At 73.2% G+C, this 14,813-nt stretch carries 13 protein-coding genes; 7 read left to right on the top strand and 6 right to left on the bottom strand.

The genetic code is table 11. The features are described 5' to 3' along the window. Window positions 1–104: 104 nt before the first annotated feature. The gene (locus tag ABZ370_RS09865; protein WP_358618673.1) at window positions 105–1,211 is read right to left on the bottom strand and encodes a LacI family DNA-binding transcriptional regulator; all 1,107 of its coding nucleotides are present in this window, start codon (window positions 1,209–1,211) and stop codon (window positions 105–107) included. Window positions 1,212–1,296: 85 nt separating this feature from the next. Beyond that, window positions 1,297–2,574: a hypothetical protein gene (locus ABZ370_RS09860; RefSeq protein WP_358618672.1), complete on the bottom strand. Its 1,278-nt coding sequence runs from the start codon at window positions 2,572–2,574 to the stop codon at window positions 1,297–1,299. Between the two features lie 179 nt (window positions 2,575–2,753). On the opposite strand from ABZ370_RS09860, the gene ABZ370_RS09855 reads away from it, so the two are divergent. The 5 genes from ABZ370_RS09855 (at window position 2,754) to ABZ370_RS09835 (ending at window position 9,484) form a co-directional block, all read left to right on the top strand. Then, window positions 2,754–3,620 (top strand): DNA-formamidopyrimidine glycosylase family protein, encoded by an 867-nt coding sequence (locus ABZ370_RS09855; protein ID WP_358618671.1) that lies wholly within the window; start codon window positions 2,754–2,756, stop codon window positions 3,618–3,620. 141 nt (window positions 3,621–3,761) lie between these two features. Next, window positions 3,762–4,958 carry an FAD-dependent monooxygenase gene (locus tag ABZ370_RS09850; protein ID WP_358618669.1) on the top strand — a complete coding sequence of 399 codons (1,197 nt, stop codon included), beginning with the start codon at window positions 3,762–3,764 and terminating at the stop codon, window positions 4,956–4,958. A gap of 114 nt (window positions 4,959–5,072) precedes the next feature. Next, on the top strand, window positions 5,073–6,389 hold the full coding sequence (locus tag ABZ370_RS09845) for an NAD(P)/FAD-dependent oxidoreductase (RefSeq protein ID WP_358618667.1): 1,317 nt from the start codon (window positions 5,073–5,075) through the stop codon (window positions 6,387–6,389). 76 nt (window positions 6,390–6,465) lie between these two features. Continuing rightward, window positions 6,466–8,298 carry a transketolase gene (locus tag ABZ370_RS09840; RefSeq protein WP_358618665.1) on the top strand — a complete coding sequence of 611 codons (1,833 nt, stop codon included), beginning with the start codon at window positions 6,466–6,468 and terminating at the stop codon, window positions 8,296–8,298. A 118-nt stretch (window positions 8,299–8,416) separates the two neighbouring features. Next, a complete protein-coding gene (locus ABZ370_RS09835) occupies window positions 8,417–9,484 on the top strand; it encodes a phosphatidylinositol-specific phospholipase C domain-containing protein (RefSeq protein WP_358618663.1) in 1,068 nt (355 codons plus the stop codon). 37 nt (window positions 9,485–9,521) lie between these two features. Here ABZ370_RS09835 and ABZ370_RS09830 read toward each other — a convergent pair whose 3' ends face one another. Both ABZ370_RS09830 and ABZ370_RS09825 read right to left on the bottom strand, forming a co-directional pair. Then, entirely contained in the window at window positions 9,522–9,758 is a 237-nt protein-coding gene (locus ABZ370_RS09830) for a dodecin (RefSeq protein WP_358618661.1), read from the bottom strand. A gap of 114 nt (window positions 9,759–9,872) precedes the next feature. Then, window positions 9,873–10,334, bottom strand: a complete 462-nt coding sequence (locus tag ABZ370_RS09825; protein ID WP_358618659.1) for a universal stress protein — start codon at window positions 10,332–10,334, stop codon at window positions 9,873–9,875. Window positions 10,335–10,419: 85 nt separating this feature from the next. On the opposite strand from ABZ370_RS09825, the gene ABZ370_RS09820 reads away from it, so the two are divergent. Next, window positions 10,420–11,271, top strand: coding sequence for a metallophosphoesterase (locus tag ABZ370_RS09820; RefSeq protein ID WP_358618657.1), 852 nt, complete (start codon window positions 10,420–10,422; stop codon window positions 11,269–11,271). A gap of 9 nt (window positions 11,272–11,280) precedes the next feature. Here the strand turns inward: ABZ370_RS09820 and ABZ370_RS09815 are convergent, their stop codons facing one another. Further along, window positions 11,281–12,051: a DUF4239 domain-containing protein gene (locus tag ABZ370_RS09815; RefSeq protein WP_358618656.1), complete on the bottom strand. Its 771-nt coding sequence runs from the start codon at window positions 12,049–12,051 to the stop codon at window positions 11,281–11,283. A 260-nt stretch (window positions 12,052–12,311) separates the two neighbouring features. On the opposite strand from ABZ370_RS09815, the gene ABZ370_RS09810 reads away from it, so the two are divergent. Then, window positions 12,312–12,746, top strand: coding sequence for a hypothetical protein (locus tag ABZ370_RS09810; protein WP_358618654.1), 435 nt, complete (start codon window positions 12,312–12,314; stop codon window positions 12,744–12,746). A 281-nt stretch (window positions 12,747–13,027) separates the two neighbouring features. Here ABZ370_RS09810 and ABZ370_RS09805 read toward each other — a convergent pair whose 3' ends face one another. Beyond that, on the bottom strand, window positions 13,028–14,677 hold the full coding sequence (locus tag ABZ370_RS09805) for an acyl-CoA dehydrogenase family protein (protein ID WP_358618652.1): 1,650 nt from the start codon (window positions 14,675–14,677) through the stop codon (window positions 13,028–13,030). Window positions 14,678–14,813 lie beyond the last annotated feature (136 nt).

The raw sequence follows: 14,813 nt of genomic DNA, 5'->3' as shown, positions 1-14,813 counted from the left end.
CGCCGCGGCCTGCGGCTATCCGTACCACCTCCGGCGAGTGCCCGCAGCGCGGCGGGGCATGCGGGGGCCCGGCGGGGTGAGGCGCGCGTACCGGCTGAACCGGTTCAGGCCTTCCGGGCGGGTGGCGGCGCGGTGCTGGCGCGGGGGGTGAGGGCCGGGGTGGGGGCCTGATGGGCGCGGGGCTCGGCCCGGTCCAGGACGTCGAACAGCCGCCGCGCCACCTCCGCGCCGAAGCCGAACACATCGTGGCTCATCGCGGAGAGCGTCGGATGCGTCAACCGGCACAACTGCGAGTCGTCCCACGCCAGCAGCGACACATCGGACGGCACCGCGAGCCCCATCTCGGCCGCCACCGAGAGACCGGCCACCGCCATGATGTCGTTGTCGTAGATGATGGCCGTGGGCCGGTCGCCCGAGGCCAGCAGGGCGCGGGTGGCCCGCGCCCCCTCCTCGCCGGAGAAGTCCGTGGCCACCGTGCGCCCGGCCCCGAGCCCCAACTCGCCCAAGGTGGCCTCGAAGGCCGCCGTACGCACGGTGCTGTGCCCGAGCGCGGGGACGCCGCCGACCCGGGCGATCCGGCGGTGGCCGAGGGCCGCCAGATAGCGCACCGCCTCGCCCACCGCGGTGGCGTCGTCCGTCCACACCGAGGTGAGCCCGCCCGCCAGGGACGGATGTCCGGCGGCGACGGCGGGCAGCCCGAGCCGCCGCAGCGCGGGGACGCGCGGATCGCCGTCGCGCAGGTCGACCAGGATCGAGCCGCCCACCTGCCGCCCGCGCCACCACGCTTCCTGGACCGCGATCTCCTCCTCCACGTCCCGCACCAGCCGCAGCAGCAGCGAGCAGGACCGCTCGGCCAGCACGCTCTCGATGCCCGAGACGAACTCCATGAACCACGGCTCCAGGCCCAGCATCCGGGCCGGGCGGGCGATGGCCAGACCGACTGTGTCCACCCGGGAACCGGCCAGCGAACGCGCGGAGAGATGGGGCGCCCAGCCCAGTTCGCGGGCGGCCGCGAAGATGCGGTCCCGGGTGGCGGGGGAGACCCCGGGGCGGTCGTTGAAGGCGAGGGAGACCGCGCCCTTGGAGACCCCGGCGCGCGCGGCCACGTCCCGTATGGTGACGCGCCGCCCCCGGCCCGCCCCGGCCCCGCTGGCTTCGCCGACCTCGCTGGCCTGGCTGACCTGGCTGTCCGTCCTGTCCCCGCTGTTCATGAACCGTGCTCCCCCGTGTCCGGCCAGTGTGAACCGCCACACGATATCGCGGCGGTAAACCGGTTCAGCGGGGTCGCGGTGAGGTTCAGGGAGCGGGCGGCGGCGGGGTTTCGCGGGCGTCGTCGTCGGCGAGCCGGTGCCGGAGCGTCCGGCGCAGCGCGGGCAGGTCGAGCAGCCCCGGCGGCACCGGCAGCCGGTGCCACGGCACATAGCGGTCGACCAGGCCGAAGGCCAGCCGCGCCCCCGCCCGCACCGGCGCCCCGAGGACCGTGGCGCCCGGCGGCGGCGCGGTGCCGGAGCACAGCCCGAGACGGTGCGCGGCGGCCGCCTCGTACGCCGCCTTACGGGCCCGGTTGAGGTTGCCCAGCGGCCGGAACTCCGCCGTGGTGTGCCACGGGTTGAACGCGAGCTGCTCGACCCGGCGGGCCGCCGACCGGGCCCCGGGGGTGTCCAGATCCTGGCGGGGCACGGTCAGCAGCGCCACCGGGACGACGGGGGCGTCGCTCTCCCGCCATTCCACCGAGCCGTCCTCGACCGGGGTGCGGCGCTCGTCCGTGTAGCGCTGCACACACAGCTCGAAGCACACATCGCCGGTGGCCAGCCGCATCGTCAGCTCATGGCGCAGATAGTCCGGGTCGGAGCTGTCGGGCAGTGGCGCGGGGGTGCCGCCGGGGGCCGGGCGCAGCTGGTAGCGCACCGGTCCGGCCGCGCCCCACAGGATCGCGCCCCGGCTCCAGAACGTCTCGCGGGCCAGCGAGCCGACCGCGTAGCGGGTGGCCGTGTCCACATTGCGGCGCATCCGGTCGGCGGCTCCCCACCCGACGGCCAGTGGCAGCCTGACGAACAGCCCGAACGCCTTCTCGACGCCGGTGTCCGCGCCCGCCGTGGCCTTGGCGAAGGCGACGAACTCGCGTGCGTCGGCGGCGTGGGACACCGGAAAGCTGGTGGCCAGCAGATCGTGGCTCTCCCCGGGCGCGACCTGGACCCGTACCGCCATCCCGCGCAGATCGGGAGTGGCGTCGTGGCGCTCGGCGCCGCTCTCGTTGGACAACCGCACCACGGCCGGGTACGCGGCGCCCGGCCGGGCGTACCCCACGCACAGCTCGGGCGGAAGGCTGTCGTGGAAGCGCAGCCGCGCGTTCTCCACACCGAGCGCCGCCTTCGCGTGGAACGTGCGCAGCAGCTGGGCCGCGCCCGAAGCCCGCTGGCGCGCCCGCTGGACGCCCATCAGCTCACGCGCCAGCTTCTCGAAGAGCAGCCGTTCGGCCTCGGGGCTGCCTCCCTGGTACGCCTCATGAGCCTCGTGCGGCTCGTACTGCTCGTACTGCGGTACGGACCGCTCACGCTGTCCGGTGTCGGGCATGGGGACTCTCCGTACAAGGACACAAGGGGGGGTAGGGGGATGCAGAGGGATGCAGGGGGACAAAAGAGGAACAAGAGCGACAGTAGGGGAGCGGGCCGCACCCCGCAGCCCGGAGTGGTACGGGGGTGGAGCGTGAACCGCCGGGCGCGTACCGGCGGGTGCTGCGGCACACTGGTGGCATGCCGGAGCTGCCCGAGGTGGAGGCCCTCGCCGGAATCCTGGCCGACCGCGCCGTGGGCCGGGAGATCGCCCGCGTCCTGCCCGTCGCGGTGAGCGTGCTGAAGACCTACGACCCGCCGCTGACCGGCCTCGAAGGCCGCACCGTCACCGCGGCCGGCCGCCACGGCAAGTTCCTCGACCTGGCCACCGACGGCCCCCATCTGGTCGTCCACCTCGCCCGGGCGGGCTGGCTGCGCTGGAAGGACGGACTGCCGCAGGCCCCGCCGCGCCCCGGCCGGGGCCCCCTCGCCCTGCGGCTGCTGCTCGCCGGACCGGAGCGCTCCGGTTTCGACCTCACCGAAGCGGGCTCCCGCAAGGGGCTGGCCGTGTACTGCGTACGCGACCCCGCCGAAGTCCCGGGCATCGCACGCCTCGGCCCCGACCCGCTCGACGACGCCTTCACTCTGGAGGCGTTCGCCGGGCTGCTGCGCGGCGTACGCCACCGGATCAAGGGGGTGCTCCGCGACCAGGGCGTCATCGCCGGGATCGGGAACGCCTACTCCGACGAGATCCTGCACGCCGCCCGGATGTCGCCCTACCGGCTCGCCTCCGATCTCACCGAGGAGGAGATCCCCGTCCTGTACGAGGTGATGGGCGCCACCCTGCGCGACGCCGTCGAACGCTCCCGGGGACTCGCGGCCGGGGACCTCAAGGCGGAGAAGCGCGGCGGGATGCGGGTGCACGGCCGTACCGGTGAACCCTGCCCGGTGTGCGGCGACACCGTCCGCGAGGTGTCCTTCAAGGACTCCTCGCTCCAGTACTGCCCCACCTGCCAGACCGGCGGCAAACCCCTCGCCGACCGCCGGATGTCCCGGCTGCTGAAATAGGCGGCTCATCCAAGGGGCGGCTTCAAGGGGCGGCTCATTTAAGGCCCCCGCCCGCACCGGCCTGCGCGAACCGGCCCCGGGACCGGCGTCCGGGCCCTATGGTGCTGTCACCTTATTGAAGACCCTCTGTCACGGAGCACCATGACCAAGGCCCTGATCATCGGTGGCGGCATCGCCGGTACGGTCACCGCGATGGCCCTGCACAAGGCGGGTATCGACGCGGTCGTCCACGAGGCGTACCCCCCGGACGCCACCGACACGGGCGGTGCGTTCCTCGTCGTCGCGAACAACGGCCTGGAGGCGCTGCGCACCATCGACGCCCATGGACCGGTCCTGGAGCACGCCTTCCCGGCCACCCGCGTCGAGTTCATCAGCAACACCGGCAAACGACTCGGCGACAAACCGATGGCCGGTGCGGAGGACGGCGGGCTCGGGGCGGTCACCATCAGGCGCGCCACGCTGGCCCGGGTGCTGCGCGAGGAAGCGACGCGCCGCGGCGTACGCATCGAGTACGGCAAGCGGCTGCTGGCCGCCCAGACCGGCCCGGACGGCAGCGTCGTGGGCTCCTTCGCGGACGGCGGGCGGGCCAAGGGCGACATCCTCATCGGCGCCGACGGCATCCACTCCCTCATCCGCCGGACCATCGACGCGGGCGCGCCCCGGCCCCGCTACACCGGACAGCACACGGTGTGCGGCTACACCCGCGACGCCGCCGCGCCGTCCGCCCCGGACACCTACACGATGGTCTTCGGCAAGCAGGCGTTCTTCGGCTGCACCGCCGCGCCCGACGGCGAGGTGTGGTGGTTCAGCAACGCCCCGGCCGCCGAACTGTCCAAGGCCGAGCTGGCCGCCGTCACCCCCGGGCAGTGGCGGGAGCGGCTGGCCGAGCTGTTCGCCGAGGACCAGACCCCGGCCGCCGACATCGTCCGCGCCACCGGCGAGAACATCGTCGCCACCGCCGCGTACGACCTCGTCTCCACCCCCGCCTGGTCCGAGGAAGGCCTGGTCATCGTGGGGGACGCGGCACACGCCTGCGCGCCCAACGCCGCCCAGGGCGCCTCGATGGCCATCGAGGACGGTGTGGTGCTCGCCAAGTGCCTGCGCGACCTGCCCGGCCCGCGGTCGGCGTTCGCCGCGTACGAGGGGCTGCGCCGCGAACGGGTCGAGAAGGTGGCCGCGAACAGCGCGGGCCTGGCCCGCCGCAACGCCCCCGGCCCGGTCAAGCGGGCCCTGCGGGACGCCACGATGGCCCGCAGACTCGACCGGGCGGGCACCACGGGCGGCGACGACTGGCTGACCGGCTACCGCGTCGACTGGGACGAGCCGGTCCGCGCCTAGCGCCGGGTGCCGCCGGGCATTCTCCACCGGGCCGGGGCCGACCGCGACCCAGGTTTGGCCTCGGCCTGTACGGGCACTTGGAGCGCTCTGCCCTCGTCACGCCCGGGAGTCCGTGTGAGCCCAGTACGCATCGTGATCGTGGGGGCCGGTTTCGCCGGTTACCAGGCCGCTCGTACGCTGTCACGCGCCCTGCGCCGCTCGGCGGAGATCGTCCTGATCAACCCCAACGACTACTTTCTGTACCTGCCGCTGCTCCCCGAGGTGGCCGCCGGTGTCCTGGAGCCCCGCCGGGTGTCGGTGTCCCTCACCGGCACCCTGCCGCACGTCCGGCTGGTGCTGGGCAACGTCGACTCCGTCGACCTCACCGGCCGCCGGGTCACCTGGACCGACCCCGAGGGCGGACGCGGCGACATGGGCTACGACCGGCTGGTCCTGGCGGTGGGCAGCGTCAACAAACTGCTGCCGATCCCCGGCGTGGCCGAACACGCGCACGGCTTCCGCGGCATGCCCGAGGCCCTCTACCTGCGGGACCACATCACCCGCCAGATCGAGATGGCGGCCAACACCCGCGCCCCCCGCGAGCGGGCCGCGCGCCGCACCTTCGTGGTGGTCGGCGCCGGATACACCGGCACCGAAGTGGCGGCCCACGGCGTGCTGTTCACCAATGCGCTCGCCCGCCAGAACGCCGCGCTGCGCCACGACCCGCCGCCCCGCTGGGTCCTGGCCGACGTCGCGGACCGGGTGCTGCCCTCGCTGGACGAACGGCTGTCCCGTAGCGCGGACCGGGTGCTGCGGCGGCGCGGTGTGGACATCAGGCTGGGCACCTCGGTCAAGGAGGCCACCTCCGACGGGGTGCTGCTCGACGACGGCGACTTCATCGACACCCGGTCGCTGATCTGGTGCGTCGGCGTACGCCCCGACCCGCTGGTGGAGGACCTCGGGCTGGCGACCGAGAAGGGGCGGCTGCGGGTCGACCAGTATCTGGCCGTGCCCGGCCATCCGGAGGTGCTGGCCTGCGGGGACGCCGCCGCGGTGCCGGATCTGACCCGGCCGGGCGAGTTCACGGCGATGACCGCGCAGCACGCGCAGCGCCAGGGCAGGGTGGCGGCCCGTAACATCCTCGCCTCTCTCGGACGCGGCACCCCGCGCCCGTACAAACACCACGACCTGGGGTTCACGGTCGACCTCGGCGGGGTACAGGCGGCCGCGGACCCGCTGCACATCCCGCTGGCCGGACCCGCGGCCAACGCGGTCACCCGCGGATACCACCTGATGGCGATGCCCGGCAACCGGGTCCGGGTGGCCGCCGACTGGCTGCTGGACGCGGCGCTGCCGCCGCAGGCGGTGCAGTTCGGCCTGGTGCCGTCCTGGTCGGTGCCGCTGGACACCGAGTCACCCGAGGTCGTGCGGCACAGCCGCGACGGCGGCTGAGCCTCCGGAAGGCTGAACCTCCGGAAGGCTGAGTCGCCGAAAGGCTGGGCCGCCGAAAGAACGTGGAAGGAGAACAATGCGACACGAACAGCTCAGCGAGCTCGGGCAGCAGCTGCGGGTGGACTCCGTGCGGTCCTCGTCCGCCGCCGGGTCCGGACACCCCACGTCGTCGATGTCGGCGGCGGACCTGATGGCCGTCCTCATGGGCAACCATCTGCGCTATGACTTCGAGAAGCCGGAGCACCCGGGCAACGACCACCTGATCTTCTCCAAGGGCCACGCCTCCCCGCTGCTGTACTCGGTCTACAAGGCGGCCGGGGCGCTCAAGGACGAGGAACTGCTCACCTTCCGCACGCTCGGCAGCAGGCTGGAGGGCCACCCCACCCCCGAACTGCCCTGGGTGGACGTGGCCACCGGATCGCTCGGCCAGGGGCTGCCCTTCGGCGTCGGCATGGCGCTGGCCGGAAAGCGGCTCGACCACGTCTCCAGCCGGGTCTGGGTGCTGTGCGGGGACAGCGAGATGGCCGAGGGCTCGATGTGGGAGGCGTTCGAACACGCGGGCCACGAACGGCTCGACAATCTCACCGCCATCATCGACGTCAACCGGCTCGGCCAGCGCGGGCCCACCCGCCATCAGTGGGACCTCGACGCCTACGCCCGCCGCATCCGCGCCTTCGACTGGCACACCGTCGAGGTCGACGGGCACGACATCGCCGCGATCGACCGCGCGTACGGCGAGGCGACGTCGACCGTCGGCTGCCCCACCGCCATCATCGCCCGCACCCAGAAGGGCCGTGGCGTCGCCTCCGTGGAGAACCACGAGGGCATGCACGGCAAGCCGCTGAAGGACCCCGACGAGGCCATCGCCGAACTCGGCGGCGTACGGAACATGGCGGTACCGGTGCTCGGCCCGCCCGCGGAGAAGCCCACCCGGCCCACCTCGGAAGGCCCGCTGAGCCTGCCGCGCTTCAACACCGGCGACACCGTCCCCACCCGCGACGCGTTCGGCGAGGCCCTGGCCGCCGTGGGCACCGCCCGCGGCGATGTGGTGGCGCTCGACGGTGAGGTGGGCGACTCGACCCGGCTGGAGTACTTCCACAAGGAACACCCCGAGCGCTACTTCGAGTTCTACATCGCCGAACAGCAGATGGTGGCCGCCGCGGTCGGCATGCAGACGCGCGGCTGGACCCCGTACGCCTGCACTTTCTCCGCGTTCCTCACCCGCGCCTACGACTTCGTCCGGATGGCCGCCGTCAGCCGCGCCGATCTCAACCTGATCGGCTCGCACGCCGGGGTCTCCATCGGCCAGGACGGGCCCTCGCAGATGGGCCTGGAGGATCTGGCGGCGATGAGGGCGGTGCACGGCAGCACTGTGCTCTACCCGTGCGACGCCAACCAGACCGCCCAGCTGACCGCCGCCATGGCCGAGCTGTCGGGCATCCGCTACCTGCGCACCTCGCGCGGCGGAACGCCCGTCATCTACCCGTCCTCCGAGCGCTTCCCCATCGGCGGCTCCAAGATCCTGCGCGCCACCGAGAGCGACCGCGTCACCCTCGTCGCGGCCGGGATCACCGTCCACGAGGCCATCGCCGCCGCCGACCGGCTCGCCCGGGACGGCATCTCCGCCCGCGTCATCGACCTGTATTCGCTCAAGCCGGTCGACGCCGAGGCGCTGCGTACCGCAGCCGAGGTGACGGGCCGTCTGATCACCGTCGAGGACCACCACCCCGAAGGCGGGGTGGGCGACGCGGTCCAGGGCGCCTTCGCCGACGGCCGCCCGGCACCCCGTATCGTGCGGCTCGCCGTGCGGAACATGCCGCTGTCCGGCACCCCGGCCGAGCAGCTGAACCAGGCCGGGATCGACGCCGAGGCCATCACCGCGGCGGCCCGCGAACTCGTCGCCGCCTGACCCCGGAACACTTCCCGACCCCGCAACACCCCTATGTGACGCGGCTCCTCTCGTCACCCGTCGGCCCCTCCCGTACGCTGCTGCCCGGTTGTGACAGCGGCGGCAGGGGTGGGGACAGATGGGCAACTCGGGGAGAACCGTGTCCGGCGGGGCGCGGCACACGCGGACGGTGGCGGTCGCGGCGGCGGCCGCCGCGCTGTGGCTGACGGCGGCGGAGGGCGCGAGCCCGGCCGCAGCGGCCGAGCCGTCGTACGCCGCCACCACCGGGGTGGGGGTGCACAACGCGTACGAGAAGGCCAAGTATCCGTACTTCGCCGACGCGCTCGACTCCGGCGCCTCCCTGCTCGAACTCGACGTGTGGACCAACGCGTTCGGCGCCGGGTGGCGGGTCTCGCACAGCAACCCGCTCGGCAACGACAACAACTGCGAGAACGCCGCCACCCCCGCCGAACTGCGCACCAAGGCCCGCGACCAGAGCCTGGCAGGCTGCCTCGCCGACATGAAGGCCTGGCATGACGCCCACCCCGGCCACCGTCCCATCGTCATCAAGACGGAAATGAAGGACGGCTTCTACGGCAAGAGCGGCCGCGGCCCCGACGACCTCGACGCGCTTCTGTCGGCCACGCTCGGCGACGCGCTGCTGCGCCCCGCGGACGTGGTGGGCGACCACCCCGACCTGGACGCGGCGGTACAGGCCGGGGCCTGGCCGTCCCGGTCCGCGCTCGCGGGCAAGTTCATCGTCGAGCTGATCCCGGGCACCGTCGAGGAGAACAACCCGCTCGACACCCTGTGGACCGACCGCGAATACGCCACCCACCTGCGCGACCTCGCTGCCGCCGGCCAGCTCCGCCGGGCGGCCGCCTTCCCCGCCGTCCACAACGCGGCAGCCGGTGACCCGCGCACCCGCTACCAGGACGCGGCGATCCGCCCGTGGTTCGTGTTCTTCGACGGCGACGCCTCCGCGTACGTCACCCAGAACATCGACACCGCCTGGTACGACACCCGCCACTACATCCTGATCATGACGGACGCGCAGAACGTCGCGCCCGCCATCGACGGCACCAGCCCCACCGAGGCCCAGGCCCGGGCGCGGGTGAACGACCTCGCCGCCCGGCACGCCAGCTTCGCGACCGCCGACTGGTATCCGCTGCCGTCCGTGCTGTCCGCCGTCGTCCCCCGTGGCTGATGCCGCTTGGTCGTGGTCGCGGTCGGCCGGGCAGCGGTCAGCCGGGCAGGTCTCCGGAGCCGGAGCCGGTGTCCTCCAGCCGGAAGCCGAGCTTCAGCCCCACCTGGTAGTGCGCGATCCGGCCGTTCTCGATATGCCCGCGGACGTCGCCGACCTCGAACCAGTCCAGATTGCGCAGCGTCTTCGAGGCGCGGGTGATACCGCTGCGGATCGCGTCGTCGACGCTCTCGGTGGACGAGCCGACGATCTCCGTTACCCGGTAGGTATGGGACATGGCAGTCTCCCCGGTCAGGGTCCTGGGGCGGTCCGGATGCCCCTCTCCCCACGGTGCCTCACCCCGCCCCGGTCCGCGAGCCGGACGACGGCCCCGCGGACCCGGCCCGGCGGGCTACGGCACCACCGTGACCGGCCAGCGCCCCGCCTTGACCAGCCGCACCGCCACCGAGCCGACGATGCGGTGCCCCGCCTGCTCGGACGCGCCGACCACCACCGCGTCGGCCTTCAGCTCGTCCGCCGCCGTCACCAGGCCGTTGTACGGATCGCCGCGGAAGGTGTGGAACTCCCAGCGCACCTCGAAGACCCCGCGCAGCCGCTCGGTCGCCTCGCGCACCTCCCGCAGCAGCTCCTCTGCCACCTCGCCCGTGGTGTCCGCCACGGAGGCGCCCAGCGACGCGCCCGCCGCCAGCACCGGCTGTACGTACACCACGACGAGCAGCGCGTTCTGGCGTCTGGCCAGCCCCGCGGCGTACGCGGTGGCACGCCAGGACGTCTCGGAGCCGTCCAGTCCGGCCACGATAACCTTCGGACCGTCAGTTCCGCGCTCGAAGGCCGCGGGAAGTTTGTCCACCACATCTGCGAGGCTAGCGGGAGGGACGAACGGTTGATCATCCGGGCCGTCCCGCATCATGACCGCCGACCGTACGACAGGAGAAACAATGGGCGGCACGCACCGGGGCGAACTACTCGCCATCAGTGACCTGCACGTGGCCTACGAGGAGAACCGGGCGATCGTGGAGCGGCTCCGGCCCGGCTCCGAGGACGACTGGCTGATCGTCGCCGGGGACGTCGGCGAGGTCTTCGCCGACATCGAATGGGCACTGGGGCTGCTGAGCGAGCGCTTCGCCAAGGTCATCTGGTCGCCGGGCAACCATGAGCTGTGGACCCACCCCAAGGACCCGGTGGAGGCCCGGGGCGTGGCGCGCTACGAGGCGCTGGTGGAGATGTGCCGGAGCAAGGGCATCGTCACGCCCGAGGACCCGTTCCCGGTATGGGAGGGCAACGGCGGGCCGCTCACCATCGCCCCGCTGTTCCTGCTCTACGACTACACCTTCCGCCTCGACGGCCTCCACACCAAGGAAGCCGCCCTCGCCCACGCCCACGACGAGGGCGTCGTCTGCACCGACGAGCACTTCCTGCACCCCGACCCCTACCCCACCCGCGACGCCTGGTGCCGCGCCCGGATCGCCGAGACCGAGGCCCGGCTCGCCGCGTGCGACCCCGCGCTGAAGACGGTGCTCATCAACCACTGGCCGATGACCCGGCTGCCCACCCGGGTGCTGCGCTACCCGGACTTCGCCCTGTGGTGCGGCACCGAGCTGACGGCCGACTGGCACGTCCGGTTCCGCGCCGAGACCGTCGTCTACGGCCATCTGCACATCCCCCGGACCACGGTGGAGGACGGGGTGAAGTTCCAGGAGGTCTCGGTCGGCTACCCGCGCGAGTGGAAGGCCCACGGCCGGCTGCCCGAGGACCCGCTGCGCCGGGTGCTCCCGGTGCCGGTGTCCTGACCGGGTCGGTCACACGCCCGAGCGGACGCCGGGGAACAGGTCGGTGAAGGGCGCCGTCGCGTCGCCGACCGCCCGTCCGAAGGGCTCGTCGAAGTCCCACACCAGATAGAGCAGGAAGATGATGAGGGCGGTGAACATCACCGCCAGCATCAGTTCCCGTGGTGAGCGGCGGATCTGCAGGGTGAAGACCAGCCCGATCACCAGCGCCGCGCCGAACAGCAGCCCGAACCAGACCACTTCGGGCATCGTCGGCCCGGCGCTCTGCTGCCGGGCGCCGCGCGCGTCGTCGACGGCGGCCACCTGGTCCACGAGCGGCTGGTAGGCCTGCGACTGGAGGTTGGTCTGCGGCTCGGCCATCGTGACGTCGTGCCGCAGCCTGGCCAGCAGGTCGGTGCCCCGGTCGGTCAGCTCGCCCTTGTCGACCATCACCTGCCACTCCCGGGACACCACATGGCGCGCGTACGCGTCGACGTCGTCGCGGATGCGGTCGCGCACCGGCTGGGGATAGACGCTCACCCGCTCGGACACCTCGTGCAGCGCCTGCGCCTCCGTCCGCACACCGTCCTGGGCGGCGCCGCGGGACTCCCAGACCCCGGCGATGGCCAGGCCCAGCACGATCGCGTAGACCACGCCGATCATCATGATCATGTAGTCGAGGACATCGGGGGTCTCGCTCGGATCGTCGTCGTCGCCGAGGCGGCGGGCGTTGAGGATCGCTAAGACGACGACGACCGCGCAGATCCCGGCCGTCAGAAGAATCAGAATCAGCCATTCGGGCATGGGTAACCTCCGGTACGAATCGGCCGGGACGGCCGGCGGTGGGGGCGGGTCAGCCGCGTCGGCCGCCGCGCGAGCCGGAGCGCGAGCGGGGACGGAGCGCGGCGGCCGCGAGGACCGCGGGCGCGGTGATCAGCAGGGTGAACGTGACCAAGGAGGTCCGGCTGTCGGGTTCGTGGCGCGCGGGTTTCTGATACGCGTGCACCTCGACGCGACGGGTCTCGCTCGGCGTGGGAACCGGCTCGGGGGACGGTGCCGGAGGTTTGGGCGGCCGGGTCGGCGGAGCGACCGGGAGCGGTGGCGCGGGGCGCCGCGCGGGCGGTGCGGGCGCGGGTCCCGCCGACCGGGTGGGCGCGGGGGCGCGCGTCGGCGTGGGGCTCGGCGCCGGGGTGACCGAAGGCGACGCGCTGGGCGTGGGCGTCGGCGCGGGGCTCGCGGTGGGACTCGGCGTCGGCGTGGGTGTGGGCGTCGGCGTAGGTGTTGGCGTGGGTGTGGGCGTGGGTGTGGGTGTGGGCGTCGGAGTGGGGCTGGGCGTGGGCGTGGGGGTTGGCGTCGGTGTCGGCTTGGGCGGTGGGCACCAGCCGTACCGGAACTTGAGCCAGCCCCGCCGCGCCGCCACCGACGCCCTGACGCACACACAGAACCCCGGGCCGAACTGGACCCGCACCCGCAGCCTCAACCCCGTACGCACTCCATGATCCGCACCCCCGCCCCCCGTCCACGTCCCCGCCGTCCCGTCCCGGACGTCGGTCGTCCGCTCCGGGGCGGCGGTGGCCGCCCGTCCGTCACCGTCCCCGTCGGCCAAGGCCGTCGCCCCCGTCGAGGCGAGCAGCAGGGCCGTCGTGAGGACCCCCGCCCGCCATGCGCCATGCCATCGATTCACGAGGAGATATTCGGCTGAACGGACCGCTGTCAGCCCTGTGCCCCCCATGATTCGCCCGAATAGGGGAAAACATGTGGAGGTTTCCGTGAGTGAGGTTTACGCCCGGAGGTCCTTGGGGCGGGCCCGGTCCAGGATCGGGCCGGTGTCCGTCCCCGGCGGCAGGGTGCCGAACGCGTGCCCCCAGTCCCCGTCGAGCCGGGAGGCGCAGAACGCGTCGGCGACCGCCGGGTGGCTGTACCGCACCAGCAGGCTGCCCTGGAGGACCAGGGTCATCTGCTCGGCGAGGCGGCGCGCGAGCAACTGGGCCCGCTGCGGATCGGCGAGCTGCGGCAGCAGCGCGCGCAGCCGGGCCACGGCCGCGTCCAGCCGGGCGTCGGCCCCGGCGGCGGTGTCCACCTCGGCGAGGAAGGCGTCCAGCGCGCCCGTCTCCCGGCCGAGCGCGCGCAGTACGTCGAGGGCGGCGACGTTCCCCGAGCCCTCCCATATCGACTGCAGCGGCGCCTCCCGGTACAGGCGCGGCATGCCGGAGTCCTCCACGTAGCCGTTGCCGCCCAGGCACTCCAGGGCCTCGGCGGCGTGCGTGGCGCCGCGCTTGCACACCCAGTACTTGCCGGCCGCGAGCCCCAGCCTGCGCAGCGCCGCCTCGCCGACGTCCCCGGCCTCGGCGCGGTCCAGGGCCGCCGCCAGCCGCATGGAGAGGGTGGTGGCCGCCTCCGACTCGACCGCCAGATCCGCCAGGACGCTACGCATCAGCGGCTGGTCGATCAGCTCGGCGCCGAAGGCCCGGCGGTGCTCGCAGTGGTGCAGCGCCTGCCGCAGCCCGGCGCGCATGCCCGCCGCCGAGCCGATCACGCAGTCCAGCCGGGTCACGTTGACCATCTCGACGATGGTCCGCACCCCGCGCCCCGGTTCACCGACCCGCCAGGCCACGGCGCGGTCGTACTCGATCTCGGAGGAGGCGTTGGAGCGGTTGCCGAGCTTGTTCTTGAGCCGCTGGAGGTACAGGGCGTTGCGGGTGCCGTCCGGCAGGACGCGCGGCACCAGGAAGCAGGTCACCCCTTCGGGGGCCTGTGCCAGTGTCAGGAACACATCGCTCATCGGCGCCGAGGTGAACCACTTGTGGCCGGTGAGCAGGTACGTCCCGTCCGCCGCCGGTACGGCCTCGGTGGTGTTGGCGCGGACGTCCGAGCCGCCCTGCTTCTCCGTCATCGACATGCCCGCGATCAGCCCGCGCTTGGTGAGCGGCGCGCGCAGCCCGAAGTCGTAGGTGCGGGCGGTCAGCAGCGGCTCGTACGCGGCGGCCAGTTCCGGTTCGGCGCGCAGTGCCGGGACGGAGGCGTACGTCATGGAGACCGGGCAGCCGTGGCCGGGCTCGGCCTGGGCGAAGGCGTAGAACTTCGCCGCGCGCGCCAGGTGCCGCCCGGGGCGGGTCTCGGCCCAGGCCGCCGCGTGCTGGCCGCTCTCCACGGCGGCGGTCATCAGCCGGTGGTAGGCGGGGTGGTACTCGACCTCGTCGATCCGGTGCCCGTAGCGGTCATGGGTGTGCAGCACCGGAGGGTGCTCCTCCGCCATCCGGGCCCAGTCCTGGACCTCGGCGGAACCGGCCCGCGCCCCCACCTCCCGCACCTGCGGCTCGGCCCATTCGGCGCCGTCCCGGCGCAGGGCCTCCAGCAGGGCGGGGTCGTCGGCCGTGCTGAAGCCGGAGAGGGGCGGAGCCTGGTTGAGGACTTCGTGTGTCGCGCTCATGGCAAGCGTCTCCTGGGGTCGCCGCGGTGCCGTGCCGGGTCCGTGCGGTCCTGCGGGGCGGGTCGGTTCCGGTGCGGTTCTTACAGTTTAAGTATGCGTGATGGGAAACTGTAATGATAGTCGGGAGGACGGTGAC

Origin of the sequence: Streptomyces sp. NPDC005962 (assembly GCF_040629205.1) — a bacterium.
Classification (GTDB): domain Bacteria; phylum Actinomycetota; class Actinomycetes; order Streptomycetales; family Streptomycetaceae; genus Streptomyces.
This window is presented reverse-complemented; position numbering and strand designations above follow the sequence as displayed.